The organism is Sphingobacterium sp. GVS05A (assembly GCF_019969845.1).
In the GTDB taxonomy this organism is placed as follows: domain Bacteria; phylum Bacteroidota; class Bacteroidia; order Sphingobacteriales; family Sphingobacteriaceae; genus Sphingobacterium.
Map to the genome: position 1 here is coordinate 527,404 of NZ_JAHXYR010000002.1, position 25,787 is coordinate 553,190.

The window sequence follows — 25,787 nt, forward strand, 5'->3', positions numbered from 1 at the left end:
GATCGATATTGCATGCTTTTGTTAGCATAAAATTAAAAAAACAAAAAACTTTATACTCCAAAAATGGTTTGGTCAATTATTTGATGTGTTTTAAATATTATCCCTTCAAACACAAAGCTTTTAGGGGTAAATGGGGAATTGTCTAAAATTTGCATACATATGTTGCACAAATTAAACTTGCATATACAAGCAAATTTATCTTAGTTTGCTGAAATGGCGGTGATATAAGTTAATATCTGAAAAACTTTGCAAACTTTTTTCCGTTTTAATTTTTATTAATAGATACTTAAATCAAATTATACGTTGAACAGATTTACCCGAATTGCTTTCAAAACAATATTGTGGATTATTGGAGTAATAATTGCGCTGGTTATTCTAGTTGTATTTTTAATCCGAATCCCGTCCGTTCAGAACTATATTGCAGGAAAAGTAACTCATTATGTTGAAGGAAAAATAGGTACACCGGTAAAAATCGGTTATATAAACATTGATTTCCCAAAAAAATTAGTGTTACAGGACATCTATCTGGAAGATCAGAGCAAGGATACCCTTGTTGCGGGAAAAAGCATCGCTGTGGATATCAATATGCTCAAACTACTGAAAAACACGGTTGAGATCCAAAGTATCGAAGCGGAAGGGATCACAGCAAAAATTCGCAGAACACTACCGGACAGCTCCTTTAATTTTGATTATATCGTCAAAGCATTTGCATCCGAAAAGGAAAGCAAGCCTACAGCCGATACCACTTCTGCCCTGCTGTTCAATCTCGATAAAATAAAGCTTGATAAATTTCATATCGTTTACGCTGATGATGTTATCGGAACAAGCGCTGACGTTTATTTAGGTACACTAAACACCAATATCAAGAAATTTGACCTGACCAAAAACATGGCCTTCAACCTACCGAAGGTAAAAATAGATGGTTTAAATGCGACCGTAAAGCAATGGAAACCGGTCGTTGATGGCACGGCCCCAACAGTTAAAGACTTTGGTATCACAGACAAAACGGCACAGACGACAACCCTGCTTCCGGATGTGGGGATACAAATTGCCGACCTGGCCAATATCTTTGTCCGCTATGAGGATCAGTCCAGTGCGTTGAAAACCAAGTTTAACATTAAAAATCTCCGCGCTGATATCAACAAGATTGATTTAAACAAAGAACTGGTCGATATCCAAACCATCCACTTGGATGGATCCGACAATGATGTACTCTTTGGTAAAATAGCCAAAAAAACTCCTGAAAAAGGTAATACAACCGCTGATACTACAAAAATCAAATGGGTCGTCTCGGCCAAAGATATCAATATCACTAATACAAGTCTAGCTTACCGAGATGACAATCAAGCCCGTATGAAAGGCTTTGATTATTTCAACATCAAAATTCCGGGAATAAAAACAAATCTGACGGATTTATATTATAGCGCAGATTCGATCAGTGGATCATTGCATGAACTGAGTGCATCAGATCACTCAGGCCTTGTTATCAAACAGCTTAAAGGGGATTTTAAATATACCAATACAGGGGCAGAAATTAAGAACCTCTATGCGGAAACACCACGTACACTCATTCGGGACTACCTAAAAGTAAGCTACCCTTCACTGGATATTATTACCAAAAAACCGGAATTGATTTATGTGAATGCGACCATCAAAAAAAGCCATGTCGATATGCGCGACATTTATTTCTTTGCACCGTTCCTTGACACGATGCAGGTCATGAAGCCGTTGATGGACAAAAAGTTCAATATCGATGGTCGCGTGGTGGGCAAACTAAATGATCTAAATATTCCCAGTATTGATTTCCAGACCTTGTCAAATACGCGGGTTATTGCAAGTCTGCGCCTAAAGGGGCTACCGGATGTAGATAAGATGTCGATGGACCTTAATCTGAAAAAATTAACAACAGGTCGCTCAGATATTGAAAAACTTGTCGCCAAAACCATGTTGCCAACAGGTCTTCAACTGCCCAATACAATCGGACTAACCGGAACATTTAAGGGGGGAATGACTGCCTTTGACACCAACCTCTCACTGGTGACCGAAAAAGGAACAGCCAAAGTTGATGGGAAAGTGAGCATGGCGGGCAGAGATACGACTTACGATGCTTTTGTTAGCATCCGTGATTTTGATATTGGCCAGATCATGAAAATGGATAGCACCCTGGGTATACTTTCATTTGAGGGAAAATTAAAAGGACACGGAACGGATCCTAAAAAACTTGTCGCCAATTTCGACGGCAAAGTAAACCGTATGGATGCGATGGGTTATCGTTATCAGAATATCGATATGAACCTCACTGCAGACAATGGAGATATTAAAGCTTCCGTGGTGAGTCCTGACCCCAATATTAAATTAAAGCTGGATGCCACGGCCAATATGAAATCTAAATATCCACAAGTGGATTTTGAATTGATGGTTGACACCATCAACCTCAAAAACCTGAAGCTGATGGAGGACGATTTTAAATACCACGGTAAGATGGTCGGCCATTTTACTTCGGCAGATCCAAACTTTTTGAATGGGGAGGCCCATATCACCAACTCTTCTATTGCGTACAATGACGCATATTATTCTCTGGATAGCATCTCGTTGATTGCAAAATCGGATACAACCAGAAATTTACTACTTTTAAAATCCGCTTTTTTCAATGCCCACTTGGTCGGAAAGTACAAAATTCTGGAACTACAAAATGCGATTCAGGATATTTTGCAGGTTTACTATCAACCTGGACAACCTGTTAAGGTGCCTAAATATGAGCCACAAAGCATCGAGTTTTCAGCACAGTTGACCCGTACCAAATTTGTCCAGGACTTTGTCCCGGAACTGACAGAAATGAAAGATGTCACACTGGATGGGATGTTTAACAGTGAAACAAAAACAATATTGGCCAAATTGGATGCACCAAAAATAGTTTACAGTGGGACAGAAATAAACAATGTTACCCTGGATATCAACACCTTGGATAGCACCCTTTACTATTCTGCGCTGATCAATAAGATCAAGGTCAGCAACATTGAACTTGTCAATACGGTATTTAGTGGTTCCGTCATTCAGAATAATCTGGATTTTGGGTTGTGGATAAAAGATAGAAAAGAGAAGGAACAGTACCATTTGGGTGGAGATATGGCTGTCGACAATGGAGCTTTTGTTTTCAGCCTGCACCAGGACGGCTTAATGTTGAACTATGACAAATGGAATGTAAATCCGGCCAATGTACTTAAATTTGGAAATACGGGTATTCAGGCAAAAGACTTTGTTCTGAGCAGTAAGGGGCAAGAATTGAGTATATCCTCGCAGGACAGTGTATTGAATTCACCAGTAAATATTTCCTTTAAGAACTTCCGTATTGAGACCCTAAGTAAAATGCTTGAAAGCGATATTATGGATCTAGGTGGTGGCATCAATGGCCAAGCAACAATATCACGTCTGGAAAGTAGCCCTGTATTTGTTTCGGATCTGGTCATTGATAAATTTTACGTTGGAAAAGATACCGTCGGAAATGTAAATATCAAAGTCAACAACGAAAAAGAAAATACCTATAGTGCAAATGTCAGTATTAGTGAAAACGGCAATAATGTGGTATTAAACGGTGATTTTATTAGTCCACCGAAAGGAGAATCCAGTCTGGATTTCACATTGGATATTCAGCCATTGACTATGCAGACTGTACAAGCATTTAGCTTGGGCTATTTGAAAGATTCAAAAGGAAACCTTGAAGGTCAGCTGAAAATTACAGGGTCTCCTTCAAAACCTCTGATAGATGGTGACGTCAAGTTTAAAGATGCCCAGTTCAATATCGCCATGTTGAACGCTCTTTTCAAAGCAAAGGATGAGACCGTGCATTTTGATAATAGCGGAATCAATTTCACGAAATTCGCGTTGGAGGATAAGAAAGGGAATATTGCTAAAGTTACTGGCTCGATAGATACAAAGACCTATACTGATTTTGATTTTAATCTGAATGTGAATACCGACAATTTTGAGGTGCTAAACTCAACCCAGACGGACAATGACATGTTTTATGGTAAGATGTACCTGACATCCAACCTACGGATCAGAGGAAATCTGGACAAACCTGTTGTCGATGGAACAATCAAGGTCCTTGGTGATACCGATTTCACCTTTGTTATGCCGAATGAGAACCCGGGTATGGCTGACCGTAAAGGGGTGGTCGAATTTGTTGATAAGAGTGATACTACACGTGCGAATATATTTGCAAAGTTGGATTCGATGACCGTTACCAAATTGACCGGCATGGATGTGGATCTAAACCTACAGACGGATAAAGAGGCTAAATTTAAGATTCTCCTGGATGCCGGTTCACAGGATGCCCTAAATATCCAGGGTCAGGCGGAATTAAATGCAGGTATAGATGCCAGCAGTAAAATTACCTTGTCAGGAACATTTACCGTGGACAAAGGAAGCTACTCATTTAGTTTTGGCCCTGTAAAAAAAGATTTTACCTTCCAAAAAGGAAGTACTATTACCTGGAATGGAGATCCATTGGATGCACGACTTAATATTACGGCAGCATATATGACCAAAGCGCCTACTTTAGAACTGGTTGCGACGCAATTGGGATCAGAAAATGCGAACCTATATAAACAGCGTGTTCCATTTAATGTGTTGCTAAAAATTACGGACAAGCTCTTCCAGCCACAATTGGGTTTTGATATCGACTTGGATGAGAACAACTCTATTGTCTCCCAAGATGTTGTCAGTAAGGTAAACAACGCGTTGACTACACTCCGTGAAAATCCGTCTGAACTCAACAAGCAGGTGTTCTCCCTCATTGTATTGGGACGATTTATGTCGACCAATCCGTTTGAAAGTTTATCCGGCGGCGGTGGTACAGAGGCTATTGTTCGGAATAGTATCAGTTCGTTCCTGAGCGGACAGTTGAACCGCTTGGCTTCAGAGTTGATCACTGGCGTAGAATTGGATTTCAACCTGACTTCCGAAGAAGATTATGCTACTGGAGCTGGACAAACAAGAACAGATCTAAATATCGGTGTCTCAAAAATGCTGTTAAATGACCGACTAAAAATTACCATAGGTTCTAATTTTGAAGTTGAAGGCAACACCCGCCCTGGTGAGGCCTCCAATAATATTGCCGGCGATATTCAATTGGATTACCAACTTTCACAAGATGGTCGTTATTTCGCCCGTATGTATCGCAAAAACCAGTATCAGGTGACCCTTCAGGGACAATATGTAGAGACCGGTATTGGATTTATTATCAATATGGATTATAATAAATTTAAAGAAATCTGGATGAGTTCAAAAAAACTCAAAGAGTACTATGACACCGACAGCAAAGGATTTAGAAAACGCTTTAATGTGGAGCGGATGGAAACCGACTCAGTTTATAGGGACAGTGTACGTACAGTCATAAGAGACAGTTTGATGCTTCATAGTCCCGAGTATAGAAAACGTATTGAAGAGCGCGAAAAGGAAAAACGTAAACAACAATTGGACTCGAGCAGAAATGAACCAAAAAATCCGAGTCCAAAAACAAATTTAGATACGGTCAGAACGACAGCAATTAAAAATGAAGATGAGGAAAGGAGTTATCATGCGAACTAAACTGAAACTTGCTATCGGAATATTGACCTTGACGACAATAATAGCTTCTTGTTCTTCGACCAAGAATTTGAAAGAGGGGGAAAACCTGTATGTCAAAGGCAATGTGATTATAGATTCGGATACCATTTCAAAAGAGAATAAGGAAAAACTTGCAACCTATCTCCAATCATCTTTGATGCCCAAACCAAATAAACGTTTGGCGGGCGTTCCATTTAAACTGTATTTTAATAATATGGCAGGCGATTCTGCCAATAAAAACATGATCAAAAGATTCTTCAAGAAAATTGGCGAAGAACCTGTTTTGTTGAGTGACGTCAACCGTGAATACAATGAAAACCTGTTACGGAACCGCATGGAAAATATTGGCTTTTTCAATGCGGAGGTTAGATCAGACACCCTGGTTGAAGAGAAAAAGGCAACTATCAATTATACGGCCAAACCGAATCTAATCTATAGGATCCAATCGGTCAAGTTTGATATTGATAGCACAAGCCAATTGGGGCGGGATATCCGCTCATCGTCGGACAAAAGCCTGCTTCAGGTCGGAAAAAATTACAGTCTTGATGTGGTGTTGAATGAGCGTGACCGTATTGACAATGACCTTAAAAACAAAGGTTACTACTATTTCAGTCCCGATTATATTTTGGTAGAAGTCGACAGCTCACACCGCAACAACAGGGTCGACATGTACGTGACGTTAAAAAAGGAAACCCCCGCACAGGCAAAAGTTCCCTCCAAAATCAATAAGATCTATATTTTCCCGAACTACACAGAGACCGGTTCGGGCTACCAGCGGTCAACGCGCAATGCCGAACTCTTTGACAGCAGTTACTATTTTATTGATCGAAGGCGTACCTTTCGCAAGCCGGTCATTGCCAACCATATTTTCTTTAAGCCAGGTGATGTCTATAACCGTACGGCACACAATCAGACAATCAGTCATTTGGTCAATTTAAACAGCTGGAAATTTGTCAAGAATAACTTTGTAGACAGTAAGGAAGTGCCCAATGCGCTGGATGTGTATTACTATCTCACGCCACTACCAAAAAAATCCTTAAGGGTCGAACTATTGGGGAAAATGGCATCGGTCTACAATGGAACCGAGGTTAACGTCAACTGGACGCTGCGCAATGCCTTTAAGGGCGCAGAGCAATTGAGCTTTAATGTCTTTGGCGGATATGAAACCCAGACCGGGGGAAATGCGGATCTAAATTCCAGCTATTATCGCTATGGAATGGAAGCAACGATAACTTTTCCAAGGATACTCTCTCCCTTCGGACATATCAATCCCTCACGTCGTTTTATTCCCAAAACCTATGTGAAAGGCCGATATGAATTTCTGAACAGACGGAAAGCTTACACACTAAATTCAATTGCATTAGATTATGGCTATATCTGGCAAGAATCTGAGGAAAAGCAACATGATCTCGCCTTGTTGGAGATCACCTATGTACAGCCTAAAGGTATTTCGGAGAATTACCAAAAGCAAATGGATACAATCCCTGCTTTGCGGCATGCGATCGATCCGCAGTTTACAATTGGCCCCAACTACAACTTCACGTTCCAGAATACGATGAAGCAACATCTGAAAAATACATTCTATTTCAAAGGAAATCTAGATCTTTCGGGTAATATTCTTGGTTTAATCAAAGGAGCCGATTTCAACAAGGGCAAGACGTTCAAGTTATTCGATGCATACTTCTCCCAATATATTAAATTAAGCGGCGATGGAAGGCATTATATGAAACTGTCTGAGAATTCACAATTGGCCTCCAGGGTGAGTCTTGGATTGAGTTATTCCTATGGAAACTCGCGCTCCCTACCCTATCTGAAGCAGTACTATGTCGGTGGACCAAACAGTATCCGAGCCTTTGGTGCCCGCGCGATAGGTCCGGGAACCGTTGCTCCGGAGAAATTGAGCAATGGATTATTTTATGCTGACCAGACCGGTGATATCAAATTGGAAATGAACACAGAATATCGTTCTAAACTGGCTGGTTTTGTCCATTGGGCAGCGTTTATTGATGCAGGTAACGTCTGGTTGCAACGAGAAGATGTAAACAAGCCCGGGGCTAAGTTCAGCAAAAACTTTTTGAATGAACTTGCCGTAGGTGGCGGAGCCGGCTTGCGTTTCGACTTTACCTTCCTAATTATCCGGACCGATTTTTCCATTCCATTCCGTATCCCCTACTTACCTAAAGGGGAACGTTGGGTATTTAAGGATATAGATTTTGGCAGTTCGCAATGGCGAAAAGATAACCTGATGTTCAATCTGGCCATTGGCTATCCGTTCTAGAACTGAGTTATACTATTGGGATGAAATTTGAAATCAGTAAATTTTCATTCGAAAATTTACCGCAACCATGAAAAAGACTGTCTTTTAGGGCAGTCTTTTTTTGCTTTTTGGTTGTATAAGCATTCGCATCCATTAGTAGGCAATAAAAGATTATACCACCATAGTGCCGGAATGGCATCACGATTGGCAAAATTCGTATGAGCGCTTCTATTATCTTTTTAAAAACAAGTTATTCCGGTGAAATTGATTGATTTACTGACAATAATTCGTTAAATTCAAGCATTATTTACTAATCCACATAAATGCTCATGAAATATCCATGTCAAAAAACAGTACAAGCATTCGTGAAAATGGACTGGATATTCCATATGGCCATTAAAAAATAAATAATTTACATATGAAAGTAACTATTGTTGGTGCTGGAGCTGTAGGTGCAACTACAGCAGACAATTTAATCCGTCGAAATGTCGCCGAGGAGATTGTGTTATTGGATATCAAGGAAGGATTTGCAGAAGGAAAAGCGCAAGATATGGCTCAAACAGCAGCCCTATTGGGGTTTGAATCCAAAATCAAAGGAGTAACCAATGACTATCTGTCTACTGCAGGCTCTACTGTTGCTGTCATCACCTCAGGTATTCCCCGTAAACCGGGAATGACCCGCGAAGAATTGATCGGGACAAATGCAAATATTGTCAAGTCGGTTGTAGAGAATTTGGTAAAACACTCTCCAGATATCATTATTGTCATTGTCTCCAACCCAATGGATACGATGACCTACCTCGCGCTCAAATCAAGCGGTTTGCCTAAAAATAGGATTATCGGAATGGGGGGTACTTTGGATTCAGCACGCTTCAAATATCAATTGAGTGAAAAATTAAATGCATCGGCCGCAGATCTCAATGCCATTGTCATTGGTGGCCATGGTGATACAACCATGATTCCTTTGATAAAGCACTCCACGTGGAACAGCATTCCGGTCAGTAATTTTCTTACAGCTGAGGAGCAGGCAGAGATCGTCCATAAGACCATGGTAGGTGGAGCAACTTTAACGAGCCTCATCGGTACTTCGGCCTGGTATGCTCCAGGTGCTGCTACTGCCGCAGTGGTAGAGAGTATTGTCCGTGACCAAGGTAAATTATTTACCGCTTCTGTTTACCTCGAAGGTGAATTTGGTCAGGAGGATATTAATCTTGGTGTTCCGGTTGTTATTAACAAAAAAGGCTGGGATCGTATTATTCCATTACAACTGGATGAGGAAGATAAGGAAAAATTCAGCAAAAGTGCTGATGCCGTACGCACCATGAATAATGTATTGAAAGAGATAAAGGTATTGTGATCAACATAAACTAACGAGAGGAGAGGCTGTTATTCTAAATAACGGCCTTTTTTCATGTTGCAAAAAAGATTTTACTTTCACAGGAAGATAAGGCTACTCCAAACTTTTTTTTTAATTAAATTTTTGGTTATGTTTGGGAATATGACAACAGTACCTTTTCAAATCTTAGATCTCCAGGGACAGGGAACACATATTCTCGTTGATGTAACACTATATGAACGCAGCTTTAAAATGGTCATCGATACGGGGGCATCTAAAACCGTATTTGATAAAACCCAAATGGGACATCTTTTGGAGGATCAATTGCTGTTGGAACCATCGGAAACCCTATCAACAGGTCTCGGCACAAACTCGATGGAAAGCTTTAACATGGAAATTCCCAGTTTGGCAATCGGTACCTGGCACATAAACAAATTGAAGACCGCAGTACTGGATCTAAGTTCGATCAATTATGCTTATCAGCAAATGGATCTGGAACCTGTGATCGGGGTATTAGGAGGTGATATTTTCGCCGATTATGGTGCCGTTATTGATTATGCGAAAAAGATATTACGCTTGCGGGACAGAAAAATCAAGAGTAAGTAAGCCGTAAAAATATCCCATGCTGATTGGTAAGCATCCGACTCGCTGTACCAAAATCTCAATACGCAATACGAACTACTCAATACTAAAATCGAAAAAGCCGCTTATGGATATGCATTCTCAGGTAGATATAATAGAGTAGCGCAATAACTATCCCCAGTCCGCCCATCAGGTATAAGGTAGTTCGGAGACCGCAGTAACTTGCGAGGGAACCGATCATGAGTGTACCTATTGGAAAGATACCCTGAAAGGCCATGACATAATACGAAATAGCCCGCGCCCTATAGATCGGTATGGCATGTGTCTGAATATAGGTATTGATACTGGAATTCTGCATCATCATGGCAAAGGAAACAAGCATTACATACACTAAAGCCATCTGTAACATACTTGAATGCGCTAGGAACAGCAATGCTAGCCCCATCAGTGCAGCCGCTCCCATCACCTGATAGCGGAGATTCGTTCCCGATTTCAGTCGGGCCATATTAAATGCACCGATCATGGCACCCAATCCGGCAGCACTTTCAAACCAGGAGAATATACGCTCGTCTCCATGAAACATCTCTTTCGCTATCGCGGGCAAGAGTGAGGTATAAGGAATGACGATCAAACTGGAAAAAGTCATGATAATAATCAAGGAAGAAATATGCGGAGAACGTTTGAGGTAGCGAAATCCCTCGACCAGTCCCTCCCAGTTGCTACCTTTACTTAGTTGCCCCTTGGTTTCATCTACCTTCATCATCAACAATGTAATGATAACGGGTACAAAACTGATAAAATTCAATGCAAAACAGACCAATTCACCATAGGTACTGAGTAAGATTCCTCCAATGGCGGGCCCAAGCATCCGGGCACCGTTAAAGATGGTCGAATTGAGTGCAATAGCGTTGGGCAGATCCTTACGGTCACCGACCAGATACATCATTAAGGACTGTCGACCGAGCACATCGAAGGAGTTGATGACCCCTTGTATCAGACCAAGAACCGACAGCCACAGCACAGTCTCCAATTTGAGGTAAACCAGTAATGTCAGCATACCTGCCTGTATCATCAGGCCAATCTGCGTCAATAACACCAGTTTATACTTCTTATGTTTATCAACAAAACTTCCAATAAAAGGGGACAAGACCAAGGAGGGTAATAAGGAAATAAACTGAACGAAACCCAACCAGAAAACCGAACCTGTCAGTTCGTAGACCAGCCAGCTGATTGCTATCCGCTGCATCCAAGTTCCCATTAGGGAAATTGCTTGTCCTATTACATGTAAACGGAAGTTTCTATAATGGAGCGATCTAAAAACCTGCATATATAAAGATAATACTATAAAAGTATAACAAAAAAGAACGGGAAGAGATTCTATTTTGCAAAAATAATGATGTAATTCATCAAAATAGATGTGTAATACTGGAATATAATCAATAACTTTGCATCTATTATTTTGAACATTAAAATAATCAAACAATTATCATTCAATAACATACACAATGAAATTTTTTATTGACACAGCGAACCTAGAGCAAATCAAGGAAGCCCAAGACTTAGGCGTATTAGACGGTGTAACGACCAATCCAAGTTTAATGGCTAAAGAAGGTATCAGCGGTGATGAGAACGTAATCAACCACTACAAAGCAATCTGTGCAATTGTTGACGGCGACGTGAGTGCTGAGGTTATTTCTACAACTTACGAAGAAATGATCAAAGAAGGAGAAGCATTAGCAGCTCTTGACAGCAAGATCGTTGTGAAAGTTCCTATGATCAAAGATGGCGTGAAAGCAATCAAATATTTCAGCAAAAAAGGTATTAAAACAAACTGTACATTGGTATTCACTGCTGGTCAAGCTTTATTGGCGGCAAAAGCAGGTGCTACTTATGTATCTCCTTTTATTGGCCGTTTGGATGATATCTCTACAGACGGATTGGCATTGATCGAGGATATCCGTTTGATCTACGATAACTACCAATACCCAACGCAGATCTTAGCAGCTTCTGTACGCCATAGCGCACACATCTTAGGTTGTGCTAAAATCGGTGCAGATGTAATGACTGGCCCATTATCGGCAATGCTAGCATTATTAAAACACCCATTGACTGATAGCGGTTTAGCAACATTCTTGGCTGACCACGCTAAGGCTGCGGGTAAATAAAATAGACTATACTTCTGTATAGGTTTTGAACCGATAAGGGGAAGATGACAATAATCTTAACTTTATCGGTTTTCTTATGTGGATAAATTCCGTATTTTTGTAACTGATCTAAGATTTAACGACTAAGTCCATGGAACAATCCAATACTGTATATCCAGAAATTCTGAAACGAAATAGTTTAAAAATCACCCAACCTCGGTTAAAGGTGCTTGAAATTATTTCAACGAAAGATTCGGCTATTTCCCAGCCGGAATTGGAGAAATTATTGGGTAAGGATATCGACCGTGTGACATTGTATCGTGTATTGGCCAGTTTTGAAGAAAAAGGTATTATCCATAAGATCTTTGATCTACATGGAACCGCTACCTATGCCATGTGTTCCACCAACTGCTCCGAACATGACCATCATGACCAACATGTGCATTTCATCTGTCGGGTATGCAACTCGGTCTACTGTCTGGACGAAATTACATTACCAAAAGTTTCTATCCCCGATGGATTTAGCTTGGAGGCGATTGCCGTAAACGCGCTCGGCGTATGTAATCATTGTAAAAAATAAATCACAACATACAGCTTCAAAACAATTTTTCGCTTGATCTGTCTATAGTTTGAGAATTGGATTAGCTCCAATTGGCTCGGCTATTGTACAGGTGAATGCTGATTTTTTTGTACCTTGTATCAACACCGCAACCATACTGATGAGTGATTGCGCATAGAGTTGATTTATTGTACCTGCGGGGCTAATAACCACTGTTTTACACACTAGCTATCATACAAATGACTTGGTGGCTAATACGAATGAGTAAATAATAAAACGAATGAAGACAAGAAAAGATAATCCCTATAAAGAGGTATTAACACAACTGATCATCGATATTTTCGAAAAATCAGGAAACAAGCCACTCAACTATAAACAAGTTTCTTCCAAATTGAATCTGACGGACAACGATTCCAAAGTTGCCATTGCCGATATTTTACAGGAAAATGTGCGAAGCGGACTTTTCGTGGAAGTAGAACGCGGAAAATTTAATCTGAAACAAATTAAAGTATATGTCACCGGAAAGGTGGATATGACAGCAGATGGTTCCGCCTATATTATTCCTGAGGATGAATTTGAAAACGATATTTATATTGCGCCACGTAAATTAAGACAAGCCTTGCATGGCGATATTGTCAAAGTACATACTTTTGAGAAAAGAAAAGGTGGCCGCAAAAAAGAAGGTGAAGTTATTGAAATCCTACAGCGGGCCAAAACCGACTTTACCGGAACAATCAGCATTTCAAATAATTTCGCATTTTTTATCGCCGATGATCGCAAGATGCTGCACGATATCTTTATTCCACTCGACAACCTGAATGGTGCCAAGGATAAAGAGAAAGTCGTGGTTTCGATCATTGACTGGCCAAGTGGCAGTAAGAATCCGGTAGGAACGGTCAAACATGTTCTGGGCGTCAAGGGTGAAAACAACACCGAGATGAATGCGATCTTGGCAGATTACGGCTTCCCATTGGAATTCCCTAAAAAGGTAGAAGAAGAAGCCAATAAAATCACGGAGAAAATCAGCAAGGAAGAGATTGCCAAAAGACGTGATTTCAGAGGTGTTACCACATTTACGATTGACCCTGCAGATGCCAAAGACTTTGACGATGCTATATCTTTCCAAAAGCTGGAGAATGGGAATTATGAGATCGGTGTCCATATTGCCGATGTATCGCATTTTGTGATTCCGGATACCGAGTTGGATAAAGAAGCGTTTAACCGTGCGACATCGGTCTACTTGGTTGACCGTGTTATTCCGATGCTTCCGGAGCGTTTGTCCAATGGCGTATGTTCATTACGTCCACATGAAGACAAACTTTGTTTTTCGGCAGTATTCGAAATGGACGACAAAGCGACTATTCATGAGCAATGGTTTGGCCGTACCATTATCCATTCGGACAGACGGTTTAGTTATGAGGAGGCACAGGAAGTTATTGAGACGAAATCCGGTGATTTCAGCCATGAGCTATTAAAATTGAATGAACTGGCATATATCCTTCGTGAACGTAAGTTTAAGAATGGTGCAATTGCTTTTGAAAGTGAGGAGGTTAAATTCACCTTGGATGAGAATGGCAAACCTACAGGCGTATATACCAAAGTACGTAAAGATGCCCACAAGTTGATCGAAGACTTTATGTTGTTGGCCAACCGTAAAGTGGCTGAGTATATCGGTAAGCAAGGCCGTGGTAAAAACAAATTGACGTTTGTATACCGTTACCACGATGTTCCGAACCCGGAGACGTTGACTACATTTTCGCAATTTGCGGCACGTTTTGGCCACAAGTTGACCATTAAAACAGACAAGGAAACTGCGAAATCCCTCAATGCTATCATGACGAAGATCGAAGGCAGCAAGGAACAGAATATGCTGACCTCCCTGGCGGTACGTTCAATGGCCAAGGCAATCTATACAACGAAGAAAACAAGCCATTATGGATTGGCATTTGACTATTATACCCATTTCACCTCCCCTATCCGTCGATATCCGGATGTGATGGTGCACCGTCTTCTGCAATTCTACCTGGATGGTGGTACAAAGGTCAATGCCGAGCACTACGAGAAAATGTCGGAGCATTCTTCACAAATGGAGAAAAAGGCAGCTGAAGCGGAACGCGCATCCATCAAATACAAACAAGCGGAATACCTGCAAGATCAGATCGGTACAGAATATACCGGTATCGTATCGGGCGTGACCGAATGGGGTATGTATGTGGAGATTGAGGAGAACAAGTGTGAGGGTATGGTACGCTTACGTGATATCACGGATGATTTCTATGTACTGGATGAGAAGAACTATGCGATCATTGGCCAGCGGAAGAAAAAGAAATTTCAACTGGGTGATGAGGTTCAGATCCGCGTGAAGAAAGTTGATCTGGATAAACGGCAGATTGATTTTACGTTGTTGTCGTAAGAAAAACAGAGCACCAATTTTAAATTTGGTGCTCTATTAAGTATCATATCTATTTTATTTCTTTCGGTGCAACTAACATTGAAATATTTGAATTGTATACAGTGTTAAAAAGATAACCAGTTGGGCTTTTTCCAAGGCAAAGTTTATCACCGAAATACACTAAAACATCCCCCAATTCATCGGTTACATTTTGTACTGTATATGAATGTGTTTTCGATGAGCTTATTTCTGCACTTGCTCCAAATTTTAATCCTTTTTTTATGTTATCAAGGCCAAAATTAGTTGCGAATTTGGAAGTATTCGTGGTACTAACGGTTGACGTACTAGCTTGATCAAGTTCCGAAACAGAAATTTTCCAGCCATAGGTCAAATTCTCTAAATCCCATTCCTGCAACGGAATATCTACTTTGGCAAATTTCGGAGTTATTTTTTTAATGTAATAAACTGACCCTCCCACTATTCCATACTCTATATCAAATAAATCTTGTGGTTTTATGGACTTGATATCTGTAAAACGCTCACCTACGCCATCTTTTGCATTGGATATAACATCAAACCTCAATTCAAAATAGCCATCTGACCAAAAATTAGGCGAACCAACTTTTGACTGACTCAAAATCGGATCGTCTGGATCAGAATTTGTATTTGTCATCAAATTAAAACCAGACTCAGAAATTGATAGGTAATGAATAAACTCTCTATATAGTCCCCTCTGAAACTTACCTTCAGTGGAATTAGGCTGAAGACGGTAGTAAATATAGTCTCTGTGCCAAGCATCTGATTGATTTTCAAACTCTTTATAAGCGGTAATCGTGTGAAAAATTCCAGAAGTTACTATATTATAAAGATCCAAATCTATTGTTGTCTTACGTTCTCCCCAACTCACACCTGACAGTGAGGTAGAATTAGCCTTTTTTGAAATATTCAAATCTCTTTTATTAGCTGCTTTAGCTACTCCGCTCCGGATCTCTTTATTTTCAAACTCACTGGATATAAATTGATAGTTACCTTTAACATTTTGACCGGATCCAGAACTTGCTAGCAACGCTCTATTTTTTACCGCGATCCTCTCATTACTTTTCACTACCAAAGTTGGAAATCCTGGTATTTGATTAGCTTTTATCTTTATTTTCTCTTCTCCGTTTTGAAAAAATGGCAGCTCATTATTTTTATAATTTCCTTCTGCAACGACAGCTGGAATTTCATCCCTGGGAGTCCAAGTTTCGGGGGAAAAACCGCTAGGAAGAGTAGGCACGTAAATAGTTAGCAATGGTAACTGACCTTCAATCCTATTTAATGTTTCTTGATCTGTAACTTTTAATAAGTTATCCCGAAAACTCAAATTATTATCTAAAATTTCATCCTTTATAAATGGATAGAAAACATCATAATCGTTATCCATCATTTTAAGGGCCTCTTCTTGAATAAAGTTTCTCATTGACTGATTTGAACTAACCGCCTTAGACAAAATAATAGCGAACTTCTCCTTTGCCGCATTTTCATAAGCAAAACTTTCTACCTGATCGATTTTAGAAGATTTTATTTCGTCCTTTACACAAGACTGTAAACAGACCGAAAATACAGCAATTGCAATAAATTCTCTTTTCATAATTTTCATTTAAACACTTTAATTTATTCTTTTCACTAAAAAAATTTTATACAATATATGAAATTTCCTATTAAAGGGAAAAATAAAACAAGAAAATATCTAAAATACTCAAAAACCAGTAGATTGATCCTAAAATGATTTATTATAATAAGTCTAGAATTTAGGTATAATGACATGTATCCATCTAATACAAACAGGCAGAATACCTAGCTATGCGATCATTGGCCAGCGGAAGAAAAAGAAATTCCAGCTGGGTGATGAGGTTCAGATTCGTATGATGAAAGTTGATCTGGATAAACGGCAGATAGATTTTACGTCGTTGTCTTATCGTCGACTATGTCCCTAAAATTGTTATTCAAAGATAAAGGCTTGTGCAAAAATATTCACAAGCCTTTATCTATCTAACTACTTTTTAAACACTAAGCATAGCGTCTATTCCCTAGCTCATTGAGACATTATTTACCATAATTGCTAAAATTCCAAGGTAGAGAAACAGGATTATTTCCACTTCTCACCTCTACAGTACCTTCATCATGCACTTTTCCCCCTTCTTCAATTTTATAAGTCAGTGTATAAGCTGCCCCCGTTGTCATAGCTGTAATACTAGCACTCGCTCCCAGATAGCTATCAAGTGATTCGAATGTAAACGTCTTCCCCCCTTGGAAATCGTCCTCCGAGTACATATAAACTGTTTTTGCAGCCAACTCCTGCCCATTAACTTTCCACTTTTGTGGATTAGCATTTCCGTCATGAGACCCCACTGAGACCTGTATATTAGCTCCCTTAGTTTTATCGAAACTTGAAGAAGTGGTTACTGTTAATTTGACTTTTCCTTTTCCATCACTTGGGGTATTATCATCATCTTTTGAACATCCAACAAACGCAAGAGTCACTAGCGTTAATACAACTAAATACATCGATTTGATTTTCATAATTTGCATACTTTAATTTGTTTTTACTGTTAATTATCTATCCGTGTTTGACAAACGTCCTGCCAAAAAGAGGCATAAACACGCAAAAAGATAAATATACTGGAAAACCAGTAGAAGAATAATTTCGTAAAAAAACATAGAAGAACTAGTAATCAATATGTAAGGATGCTATAGAGCAACAATATAAAACATTACTATTTTTGCACAGTTTGGGTTGACAACACAACTAATATTGTCCTTATTTGGCAACATCCTATTTAGCAAGGAAAAGCTATAGATTGTCGTCATACCTTATCCGGATTTTACAAGAGATGAATGAGAGCTGCGTAAGTATCAAATGAAATCTCCCGGGTGTTTATTCCATTTCGCCAAGTAAAATATCGATTCTGCGCTATGTCGGATTGAGTCAAACCAGTGTCGGAGTCATTTTTCCATGTGGGGAAATGAAAATTCCACTCGGCTAAATCATCCAGACCAAGGACTAAAAGAGACAGACAGGTGACTAAACCATTCTGACGCCCGACAAAATCATTTCGTTACTGCGGAGAATGATACAGACGGGCGTCTAACCAATTTCAACAAGTGAGTAAACGAAAAATCCTCCCGGCGAAATCATTTTGACCAAGGACAGAATCCACGAGAAGGAGCGCGAACTCATCAAACCAGGAGGGAAAACGGCTTCGCTTCAGGGAAAAGAGAGCTTCCATTTCGAAAAAATAATCTAAATTTTACACACTAACTATTTAATATTCAAAACGAAATCAGTATCTTTGCGAACTTAAAATAATTTAGGTATCAAATTTATAAACAAAAACAGGTAAATGCCTACTATTCAACAATTAGTTAGAAAAGGTAGAGTAGCTCTGGTTGATAAGAGTAAGTCACCAGCGTTGGACTCATGTCCACAGCGAAGAGGTGTATGTACACGTGTATATACTACTACCCCTAAAAAACCAAACTCAGCAATGCGTAAAGTAGCTCGTGTACGTTTAACAAACGGTAAAGAGGTCAACGCTTACATCCCTGGAGAAGGTCACAACTTACAAGAGCACTCGATCGTATTGATCCGTGGTGGTCGTGTTAAGGATTTACCAGGTGTGCGTTACCACATCATCCGTGGTGCATTAGATACTTCAGGTGTAGCAGGTCGTAACCAACGTCGTTCTAAATACGGAACTAAGCGTCCTAAACCAGGACAAGTAGCTGCAGCTCCAACAAAAGGTAAAAAGAAATAATTAAACGGAGGAAAGAAAAATGAGAAAATCAAAACCGAAAAAGAGAATCATTTTACCTGATCCAAAGTTTAACGACGTTCAGGTAACACGTTTCGTAAACAATATGATGGTAGATGGTAAAAAATCTATCGCTTATTCTATTTTTTACGATGCAGTAGAATTAGTAGAACAAAAAACACAAGAAAGCGGTTTAGAAGCTTGGAAAAAAGCTTTGAACAACGTTATGCCTGCTGTTGAAGTTAAATCACGTCGTGTAGGTGGTGCTAACTTCCAAGTTCCTATGGAAGTTCGTCCAGACCGTAAAATCGCTTTGGGTATGAAATGGTTAATTTCATACGCTCGCAAACGTGGTGAAAAAACAATGTTTGAAAAATTAGCAGGAGAAATCATTTCAGCTTCTAAAGGTGAAGGTGCTGCTGTTAAGAAGAAAGAAGATACGCACAAAATGGCGGAAGCTAACAAAGCGTTCTCACACTTCAGATTCTAATTTTGAAGACATTCAAAAAAATATGATTACACCGACCTCCGATAAACGAACAATCTTTTATCAAGGTCGGTGTACTTATTTAACATTACATTTAAACACATAAGGCCCATAAGGCCAGCTGCTTAAAAATATTATGGCAAGAGATTTAAAATTCACTAGAAATATCGGTATCGCTGCTCACATCGATGCTGGTAAAACTACAACAACTGAGCGTATCCTTTACTACTCAGGTGTAAACCATAAAATTGGTGAAGTTCACGAAGGTGCTTCAACAATGGACTGGATGGAGCAAGAGGCTGAGCGCGGGATTACAATCACTTCTGCTGCTACTACAGTTTTCTGGCAATACCGTGGTAATAAATACCAAGTAAACGTAATCGATACTCCTGGACACGTGGATTTCACGGTTGAGGTAAACCGTTCATTACGTGTATTAGACGGATTAGTATTCTTATTCTCTGCGGTTGATGGTGTTGAGCCTCAATCAGAGACTAACTGGAGATTGGCGGATAACTATAAAGTTCCACGTATCGGTTTCGTTAATAAAATGGACCGTTCAGGAGCTGACTTCTTGAAAGTTGTTGGTCAAGTAAAATCAATGTTAGGTTCTGATGCTGTCGCATTACAATTACCTATCGGCGCTGAAGATACGTTCACTGGTGTTGTTGATTTAATTAACAACCGTGGTATCGTATGGAATGAGCATGATAAAGGGATGACCTTTACAGAAGTTCCTATTCCTGCAGATATGGTGGATGAAGTTGCTGAATACCGTGAGAAATTATTAGAAGCAGTAGCTGGTTATGATGAGACTTTGATGGAGAAATTCTTCGAAGATCCAAATTCATTAACTGAGCGCGAAATCTTAGATGCTTTACGTAAAGCAGTATTAGATAATGCTATCGTTCCTATGGTATGTGGTTCATCTTTCAAAAACAAAGGTGTTCAAACCATGTTGGATCTAGTAATGGAATTGTTGCCTTCACCTCTTGATGTAGAGGCTGTAAAAGGTACTAACCCTGACACTGGTGAAGAAATCGAGCGTAAACCATCTGTTAATGAGCCTTTCGCAGCTTTAGGTTTCAAAATTGCGACTGACCCATTCGTAGGTCGTTTGTGTTTCATACGTGCTTATTCTGGTAAGTTAGATGCTGGTTCTTATGTATTGAACACGCGTTCAGGTAACAAAGAGCGTATCTCTCGTATCTTCCAAATGCACGCGAACAAGCAAAACCCTATTCCTTTTATTGAGGCTGGTGATATCGGTGCGGTTGTAGGTTTCAAAGACATCAAAACTGGTGATACACTTTGTGACGAAAAAGCCCCTATCGTATTAGAGTCTATGACTTTCCCTGAGCCGGTAATCGGTTTAGCGATTGAGCCTAAAACTCAAGCTGACGTAGATAGATTAGGTATTGGTCTTGGTAAATTAGCTGAAGAAGATCCTACATTCGTTGTTAAAACTGACGAAGAAACTGGTCAAACAGTTATCTCTGGTATGGGTGAGCTTCACTTAGAGATCTTGATCGACCGTTTGAAACGTGAATTCAAAGTTGAGGTTAACCAAGGTGCTCCTCAAGTATCATACAAAGAGTCTATCAACGGTACTACTGAGCACCGTGAGGTATTCAAAAAACAATCAGGTGGTCGTGGTAAATTCGCGGATATCAAAGTTGTTATCTCTCCAGCGGACGAAGATTTCGATTTAACTAAATCACCGCTTCAATTCGTTAATGAAATCGTTGGTGGTAAAATTCCTAAAGAATTTATCCCTTCTGTTCAAAAAGGATTTGAAACTTCAATGAAAAATGGTGTATTAGCAGGATTCCCATTATCAGGAATGAAAGTTCGTTTGATTGATGGTTCATTCCACGCTGTCGATTCAGATTCATTGTCTTTCGAATTAGCTGCTCGTCAAGCATACCGTGAAGGATTGCCTAAATGTTCTCCAGTGTTAATGGAACCAATTATGAAAATAGAGGTTTTAACACCAGAAGAAAACATGGGTGATGTAATGGGTGACTTAAACCGTCGTCGTGGTCAAATGCAAGGTTTGGATTCACGTAACGGTGCACAAGTAATCAAAGCATTGGTTCCACTTTCTGAAATGTTCGGTTACGTAACTCAATTACGTACAATCACTTCAGGTCGTGCAACATCTACAATGGAATTTGATCACTTTGCTGAAGCTCCTCGTAACGTTGCTGATGATGTGATTGCAAAATCAAAAGGTAAAATCAAAGGTTCTGTTGAATAATAGAACTCAAAAATAAAGGAACAAAGATGAAGGACTATAATCTTTTATCTTTGTTCTTTAATCAAAAATACACACCGATTGCTAGTTGTGAATAGCTCTAATTAGCAATCATTTTAAATAAATAAAAATGAGCCAAAGAATCAGAATTAAATTGAAATCTTACGATTACAATTTGGTTGACAAATCAGCTGAAAAAATCGTAAAAACAGTAAAACCTACAGGTGCAGTTGTTAGTGGTCCTATTCCATTACCTACTGAGAAAAAAATCTACACGGTATTACGTTCACCACACGTTAACAAAAAAGCACGTGAGCAATTCCAATTGTGTGCTTACAAAAGATTGTTGGATATCTATTCATCAAACGCTAAAACTGTTGACGCATTGATGAAACTTGAATTACCTTCAGGTGTTGAAGTAGAAATCAAAGTGTGATAGATTTCAGTCACTGAAAACAAAAAGGGCCTTTCGTAAGAAAAGCCCTTTTTTCGTTTGTTATACTTTTTGCTTAGAACTGGTAACCAACACCTACTGAGAATACACGATTTTTGGCAGACCCCTCCTCGGCTCCTTTCACTATATTCGTCAATCCTAGACCGTATCCTCCATTAATCAAGAAACCGTTTGTTAGTTTGAACCCAGCGAGAAAGTTTAAACCAGCATCAAAGGTTTTAAGACCAGCGTCGCTAAAACTACCACTATCACTTTCATTACCCCGAGTGGCTTTAGCATGTATACCGACACCAGCATAAGGACCCGCGCCTAAGAAAACACTGCCAGAATTACCTGTTGGTATGCTGTATACAAAATTGACAGGGACTTCAATATACATCAACTGACTTTTTGAATCTTCTATTCCCAAACTGCCCCCAGCTACCTCCTCTAAGTCTTTGATGTTAATTTTATTTCCCTTTCCCTGCAAAGAAATACCAGGTTGAACACTTAAATTGTTCGCTATAGGCATATCTGCGTAACCAGTAACATAAAACGACGTTGTAGCATTTGAGGTATACGAGAAACCTTTTACTGATTCTCTGATTTTAGCAAAGTTAACACCAGCCTTGAGCCCATAAGATGTTTGTGCTTTTGCTGCAGCAATAAAACATAATGCTGCAGCAATTGATAGTAATTTTCTTTTCATTAAAAAATAAATTAAATATAGAACGAAAATAACATATAAATTACTGAAATACAACTAAAAACTTTTAGCGTAGAAAAATCAAATTTAGAGATTCATCATGTTGAAAGCTCAATTAAATCCAGAATTTCCTAACAATAAGGAAGACAGATTTATCCGATTAAACACCAGTCAAGAATATTGTACAGCGTTGAGATATGTTTGAACTGCCCCGACAGAAGAAATTACAAAGCCATATCAGAAAGTATTCTTTTTGTCTAGAAATTTAAACCAAGTACTATACGATTAAATAAGCACATTCTTACTATTATTTCCTAACATCCTTCTAAGTTTCACCTGCTATTGGCCTACTGTTTTCCTACTATTGACCTACTACATTAAGGTGATTGTAGGCCAATAGTAGGCCACAAGTGGGCCAAGGAGTGAATGAGATCAGGAAAAATGGCAAAGAAAGCAGGAAGTTAGTGCGATGAAATTTTCCATCAATTGTTTACCCTCTCTTCAGTACTCATTCGTAACCGCTTCGCCCCTTATTCGCCTATCACCACATTTTTCTCTACTGATTCTCCACTGACTCCCTACTTATTATGTAGGAAATCAGTGGAGAATAGGTAGAGAATATATTAGAACATGCTGAAGATGGTACGAGCGAGGGGCGAAGTAATACTGAATAAAAGGCGAAGCCTAAAAAGGGTGCTCTCTCCCACAATTAACCGTTTTTTGCCCCCATATATAGGGCATATTTAGGCAAAACACCTTCCTTATCTTTGATTTAATTAAGCCAACAAACTCAAGCAAATGAAAGAGAATATAGAGTCATACACCTATTGCTCGGTTCTGTCATGCTCGATTTTTGTCCTTATTTCTCCAAAAGTGTCCTTATTTCTCACACGACACAAACATTTTCCATAAAATCCAATATTATGCATTTTGAATGCTGTCTGTAAAAAGGCTGAATTTCTAAAATTTGAAAACATAAAAGTTAGCCCGGAAATTATTCCTTTGTCTCATTTTCAATAATCTTCTTCTCAATGGGATTTAAAGTCTCAAATAAATCCTTATACACTTCATCTTTACTATCTTCCTCCCCCAGCAAGAATCCCCAAGGTTTAAGTTCTTTGATACGATCCATGACGATCTTAACAATTGCCAAAATAGGAATAGCTAAAAACATTCCGGAAATACCCCAGACCATCTCACCTATAATAATGGATAGCATAGCAAATAGCGAATTAACCTTTACCTTTGATCCAACAATTTTGGGGACTATAAAATTGCTATCAATCATATGTACTATAATCAAAGCTAAGATGACTAATACGACATGCGTAAACGAAGCTGTGGCAAAGGTCAGTATAGCTATTATAAGCATAGATGAGAATATACCCACATAAGGCAATACGTTGAATACACCTGTAATCAAGGCTAAAAGCAGGCTGTATTTTACACCAATTAAGGAGAGACAAATAAAAACCAAAAGGGAGACCAAACTCATTTGGATCAACAGTCCAATTAAATATTTCTTGACTACATATTGAATCTGTCGGACAACATCAACAACGATTGGTCGGTCTTCGACCCGATTGACAAATAAAAGAAATTTCACAATATGCCCTCTATAGATCAGCAGAAAGAAGGTATACAGGAAAGTAAAAACAAATAAAATAAACAAAGAGGAAAGTGAAACCAGTGCCGTACCTAAAAATAGGGTACCGGAATCAACTGATTTTGAAGCCGTCTTATTGATGAATTCCATCTGCTCCTTATGCTGTATACCAAATTGTTCACTGACCCAGCTTTGCAGTTTACCGGCACCATCCATAATTTGCTCTTTAAATGCCGGGAAATCTTCTTTGAGTAGCGTCAGTTGCGAGGCCAACAAAAAAAGGCCATAGCCCAAAACACCAAAAAACAAGATCACACTCAGTATTCCAGCTAATGTTCGGGGAAAACGCAACTTTTGCTCCATAAAATTGCTCAGCGGAATCAAAAGCAGCGAAAACAGTAGGCCCAAAATCATCGGGATAAGTATGGTATCACCAATCTTGGCCAAATAGCCCAAAAGAATGATACTAATTAATACACAGGCTAACTTGACATAAAATGGTAAGGAGAGGAATCTTTTCATTTAATATTCTTTTGAATAAAAATAACAATTTCAAATGACTTAAGTTTAGAGAAATAAAAAAGTCCCTACAAATGCAGGGACTTCTTCCTCATAATAAGCTTAAATACTTATATTTCTTATAGTCCAAAACCGATACCCACAGACCAAACACGGTTTTTAGTGGAGCCACCATTAGGCGCTAAATTGGTCAAACCTAAGCCATAACCTGCATTGATCTGAAAGCCATTCGTCAATTGATAACCAGCTAAAAAGTTTACACCAAAATCTGTACGTTTTAGATGATCGCCATCACCACTTCCGAATTTTACATCAGTTTCGCCCTCTGTTCCTAGATCTCCAACATTACCTTTGATTTTATTTTTACCACTTAAACCAAAACCAACATAGGGACCAGCACCAACAAAGAAATTACCTGATCCGCCTGTAGGGAGTTTAGCCACTAAATTGACTGGGATGTCCAAAGACATAATGCTTTGTTTAAATTCCCCAGAGCTAGAACCGTTACTCACAGATTCTTTTCCACCCTTATTTTGCAAAGACAAACCAGGTTGAATAGAAAAATACGGCGAAATAGGCGCATCCAAATAACCTGTTACAAAAAAGCCAGTGTTAGACTCAGAGCTTCCATTTTCATATGAATATTTAGGAATATTTACACCCGCGCGTAGTCCGTATCCCAATCCTCCTTGTGCAAAAGCTCCTAATGAACCAAATAAAATTGTTGCAGATAATAATAGTTTTTTCATGTTTCCTAATTTAATTTACTTTGTTCCTTTTTATCATTTCCTCTCATATACTTCTTGTATGAGATTCCTGACAGTCTCATTTGCAATATCTATTCCAAAATCCATAAACTATTCATATCCACTTCAAAACAAACGAAAAAACTCATGCCAGATTTTTTTTGAATGTCCTCTAAAAGATACAGTAGGTTGAAAAAACAGCGACTTATTCAACGTTTCCACCTACAATCGAGAAGGTAATCATAAATCTAAAGTGATACCAGTATTAAAAACTACCAGACTGGTTTTCAGAATAATGCCCAAAAACACAAAAGTTTTATCACAAAGATTTCTTAATTCCAATTATAAGTTTTATTTTTGCA

At 39.1% G+C, this 25,787-nt stretch carries 18 protein-coding genes; 12 read left to right on the forward strand and 6 right to left on the reverse strand.

All coding sequences use genetic code 11. From position 1 onward, the window contains the following. Positions 1 to 303 precede the first annotated feature (303 nt). The 4 genes from LC454_RS06960 to LC454_RS06975 all read left to right on the forward strand — a co-directional run bounded on the left by LC454_RS06960 (position 304) and on the right by LC454_RS06975 (position 9,806). On the forward strand, positions 304 to 5,589 hold the full coding sequence (locus LC454_RS06960; RefSeq protein WP_223580982.1) for a translocation/assembly module TamB: 5,286 nt from the start codon (positions 304 to 306) through the stop codon (positions 5,587 to 5,589). Beyond that, the gene (locus LC454_RS06965; RefSeq protein ID WP_223580984.1) at positions 5,561 to 7,885 is read left to right on the forward strand and encodes a BamA/TamA family outer membrane protein; all 2,325 of its coding nucleotides are present in this window, start codon (positions 5,561 to 5,563) and stop codon (positions 7,883 to 7,885) included. The genes LC454_RS06960 and LC454_RS06965 overlap by 29 nt, the downstream gene beginning before the upstream one ends. Positions 7,886 to 8,282: 397 nt before the next feature. After that, positions 8,283 to 9,221, forward strand: coding sequence for a malate dehydrogenase (locus LC454_RS06970; protein WP_120262138.1), 939 nt, complete (start codon positions 8,283 to 8,285; stop codon positions 9,219 to 9,221). Positions 9,222 to 9,350: 129 nt separating this feature from the next. After that, positions 9,351 to 9,806 (forward strand): aspartyl protease family protein, encoded by a 456-nt coding sequence (locus tag LC454_RS06975; protein ID WP_223580986.1) that lies wholly within the window; start codon positions 9,351 to 9,353, stop codon positions 9,804 to 9,806. 82 nt (positions 9,807 to 9,888) lie between these two features. On the opposite strand, the gene LC454_RS06980 is transcribed toward LC454_RS06975, so the two are convergent. Continuing rightward, a complete protein-coding gene (locus tag LC454_RS06980; RefSeq protein ID WP_223580987.1) occupies positions 9,889 to 11,109 on the reverse strand; it encodes an MFS transporter in 1,221 nt (406 codons plus the stop codon). A 178-nt stretch (positions 11,110 to 11,287) separates the two neighbouring features. Between LC454_RS06980 and fsa the strand changes: the two genes are divergently transcribed. From fsa to rnr, 3 genes are all read left to right on the forward strand, one after another. Next, positions 11,288 to 11,947, forward strand: coding sequence for a fructose-6-phosphate aldolase (gene fsa / locus LC454_RS06985; protein WP_120262140.1), 660 nt, complete (start codon positions 11,288 to 11,290; stop codon positions 11,945 to 11,947). A gap of 130 nt (positions 11,948 to 12,077) precedes the next feature. Continuing rightward, a complete protein-coding gene (locus LC454_RS06990; protein ID WP_120262141.1) occupies positions 12,078 to 12,506 on the forward strand; it encodes a Fur family transcriptional regulator in 429 nt (142 codons plus the stop codon). Positions 12,507 to 12,765: 259 nt separating this feature from the next. Continuing rightward, positions 12,766 to 14,898, forward strand: a complete 2,133-nt coding sequence (gene rnr, locus LC454_RS06995; RefSeq protein WP_223580989.1) for a ribonuclease R — start codon at positions 12,766 to 12,768, stop codon at positions 14,896 to 14,898. A 49-nt stretch (positions 14,899 to 14,947) separates the two neighbouring features. Here rnr and LC454_RS07000 read toward each other — a convergent pair whose 3' ends face one another. Then, the gene (locus LC454_RS07000) at positions 14,948 to 16,507 is read right to left on the reverse strand and encodes a hypothetical protein (protein WP_223580991.1); all 1,560 of its coding nucleotides are present in this window, start codon (positions 16,505 to 16,507) and stop codon (positions 14,948 to 14,950) included. A 169-nt stretch (positions 16,508 to 16,676) separates the two neighbouring features. On the opposite strand from LC454_RS07000, the gene LC454_RS07005 reads away from it, so the two are divergent. Next, positions 16,677 to 16,853 carry a hypothetical protein gene (locus LC454_RS07005; RefSeq protein WP_223580993.1) on the forward strand — a complete coding sequence of 59 codons (177 nt, stop codon included), beginning with the start codon at positions 16,677 to 16,679 and terminating at the stop codon, positions 16,851 to 16,853. Between the two features lie 109 nt (positions 16,854 to 16,962). On the opposite strand, the gene LC454_RS07010 is transcribed toward LC454_RS07005, so the two are convergent. After that, on the reverse strand, positions 16,963 to 17,448 hold the full coding sequence (locus tag LC454_RS07010; RefSeq protein ID WP_410528653.1) for a beta-barrel fold lipoprotein: 486 nt from the start codon (positions 17,446 to 17,448) through the stop codon (positions 16,963 to 16,965). A gap of 812 nt (positions 17,449 to 18,260) precedes the next feature. Here LC454_RS07010 and rpsL point away from each other — a divergent pair. The 4 genes from rpsL (at position 18,261) to rpsJ (ending at position 21,851) form a co-directional block, all read left to right on the forward strand. Then, positions 18,261 to 18,674: a 30S ribosomal protein S12 gene (rpsL, locus tag LC454_RS07015; RefSeq protein WP_073405808.1), complete on the forward strand. Its 414-nt coding sequence runs from the start codon at positions 18,261 to 18,263 to the stop codon at positions 18,672 to 18,674. Between the two features lie 19 nt (positions 18,675 to 18,693). Continuing rightward, positions 18,694 to 19,161, forward strand: coding sequence for a 30S ribosomal protein S7 (gene rpsG, locus LC454_RS07020; RefSeq protein WP_046671863.1), 468 nt, complete (start codon positions 18,694 to 18,696; stop codon positions 19,159 to 19,161). A 133-nt stretch (positions 19,162 to 19,294) separates the two neighbouring features. After that, positions 19,295 to 21,418, forward strand: coding sequence for an elongation factor G (fusA, locus tag LC454_RS07025; protein WP_223580996.1), 2,124 nt, complete (start codon positions 19,295 to 19,297; stop codon positions 21,416 to 21,418). Between the two features lie 127 nt (positions 21,419 to 21,545). Then, entirely contained in the window at positions 21,546 to 21,851 is a 306-nt protein-coding gene (rpsJ, locus tag LC454_RS07030; RefSeq protein ID WP_028070501.1) for a 30S ribosomal protein S10, read from the forward strand. 73 nt (positions 21,852 to 21,924) lie between these two features. Here rpsJ and LC454_RS07035 read toward each other — a convergent pair whose 3' ends face one another. The 3 genes from LC454_RS07035 to LC454_RS07045 all read right to left on the reverse strand — a co-directional run bounded on the left by LC454_RS07035 (position 21,925) and on the right by LC454_RS07045 (position 25,428). After that, positions 21,925 to 22,557 (reverse strand): porin family protein, encoded by a 633-nt coding sequence (locus LC454_RS07035; protein ID WP_223580998.1) that lies wholly within the window; start codon positions 22,555 to 22,557, stop codon positions 21,925 to 21,927. 991 nt (positions 22,558 to 23,548) lie between these two features. Then, positions 23,549 to 24,682 (reverse strand): AI-2E family transporter, encoded by a 1,134-nt coding sequence (locus LC454_RS07040; protein WP_223580999.1) that lies wholly within the window; start codon positions 24,680 to 24,682, stop codon positions 23,549 to 23,551. A 116-nt stretch (positions 24,683 to 24,798) separates the two neighbouring features. Beyond that, entirely contained in the window at positions 24,799 to 25,428 is a 630-nt protein-coding gene (locus LC454_RS07045) for a porin family protein (RefSeq protein WP_223581000.1), read from the reverse strand. Positions 25,429 to 25,787 lie beyond the last annotated feature (359 nt).

Excerpts from the sequence above, each read along its gene's own strand:
- LC454_RS06965 (WP_223580984.1), top strand. The coding sequence starts at position 5,561 with ATGAGGAAAGGAGTTATCATGCGAACTAAACTGAAACTTGCTATCGGA.
- LC454_RS06970 (WP_120262138.1), top strand. The coding sequence starts at position 8,283 with ATGAAAGTAACTATTGTTGGTGCTGGAGCTGTAGGTGCAACTACAGCA.
- LC454_RS06975 (WP_223580986.1), top strand. The coding sequence starts at position 9,351 with ATGTTTGGGAATATGACAACAGTACCTTTTCAAATCTTAGATCTCCAG.
- LC454_RS06980 (WP_223580987.1), bottom strand. The coding sequence starts at position 11,109 with ATGCAGGTTTTTAGATCGCTCCATTATAGAAACTTCCGTTTACATGTA.
- fsa (WP_120262140.1), top strand. The coding sequence starts at position 11,288 with ATGAAATTTTTTATTGACACAGCGAACCTAGAGCAAATCAAGGAAGCC.
- LC454_RS06990 (WP_120262141.1), top strand. The coding sequence starts at position 12,078 with ATGGAACAATCCAATACTGTATATCCAGAAATTCTGAAACGAAATAGT.
- rnr (WP_223580989.1), top strand. The coding sequence starts at position 12,766 with ATGAAGACAAGAAAAGATAATCCCTATAAAGAGGTATTAACACAACTG.
- LC454_RS07000 (WP_223580991.1), bottom strand. The coding sequence starts at position 16,507 with ATGAAAAGAGAATTTATTGCAATTGCTGTATTTTCGGTCTGTTTACAG.
- LC454_RS07005 (WP_223580993.1), top strand. The coding sequence starts at position 16,677 with ATGACATGTATCCATCTAATACAAACAGGCAGAATACCTAGCTATGCG.
- LC454_RS07010 (WP_410528653.1), bottom strand. The coding sequence starts at position 17,448 with ATGCAAATTATGAAAATCAAATCGATGTATTTAGTTGTATTAACGCTA.
- rpsL (WP_073405808.1), top strand. The coding sequence starts at position 18,261 with ATGCCTACTATTCAACAATTAGTTAGAAAAGGTAGAGTAGCTCTGGTT.
- rpsG (WP_046671863.1), top strand. The coding sequence starts at position 18,694 with ATGAGAAAATCAAAACCGAAAAAGAGAATCATTTTACCTGATCCAAAG.
- fusA (WP_223580996.1), top strand. The coding sequence starts at position 19,295 with ATGGCAAGAGATTTAAAATTCACTAGAAATATCGGTATCGCTGCTCAC.
- rpsJ (WP_028070501.1), top strand. The coding sequence starts at position 21,546 with ATGAGCCAAAGAATCAGAATTAAATTGAAATCTTACGATTACAATTTG.
- LC454_RS07035 (WP_223580998.1), bottom strand. The coding sequence starts at position 22,557 with ATGAAAAGAAAATTACTATCAATTGCTGCAGCATTATGTTTTATTGCT.
- LC454_RS07040 (WP_223580999.1), bottom strand. The coding sequence starts at position 24,682 with ATGAAAAGATTCCTCTCCTTACCATTTTATGTCAAGTTAGCCTGTGTA.
- LC454_RS07045 (WP_223581000.1), bottom strand. The coding sequence starts at position 25,428 with ATGAAAAAACTATTATTATCTGCAACAATTTTATTTGGTTCATTAGGA.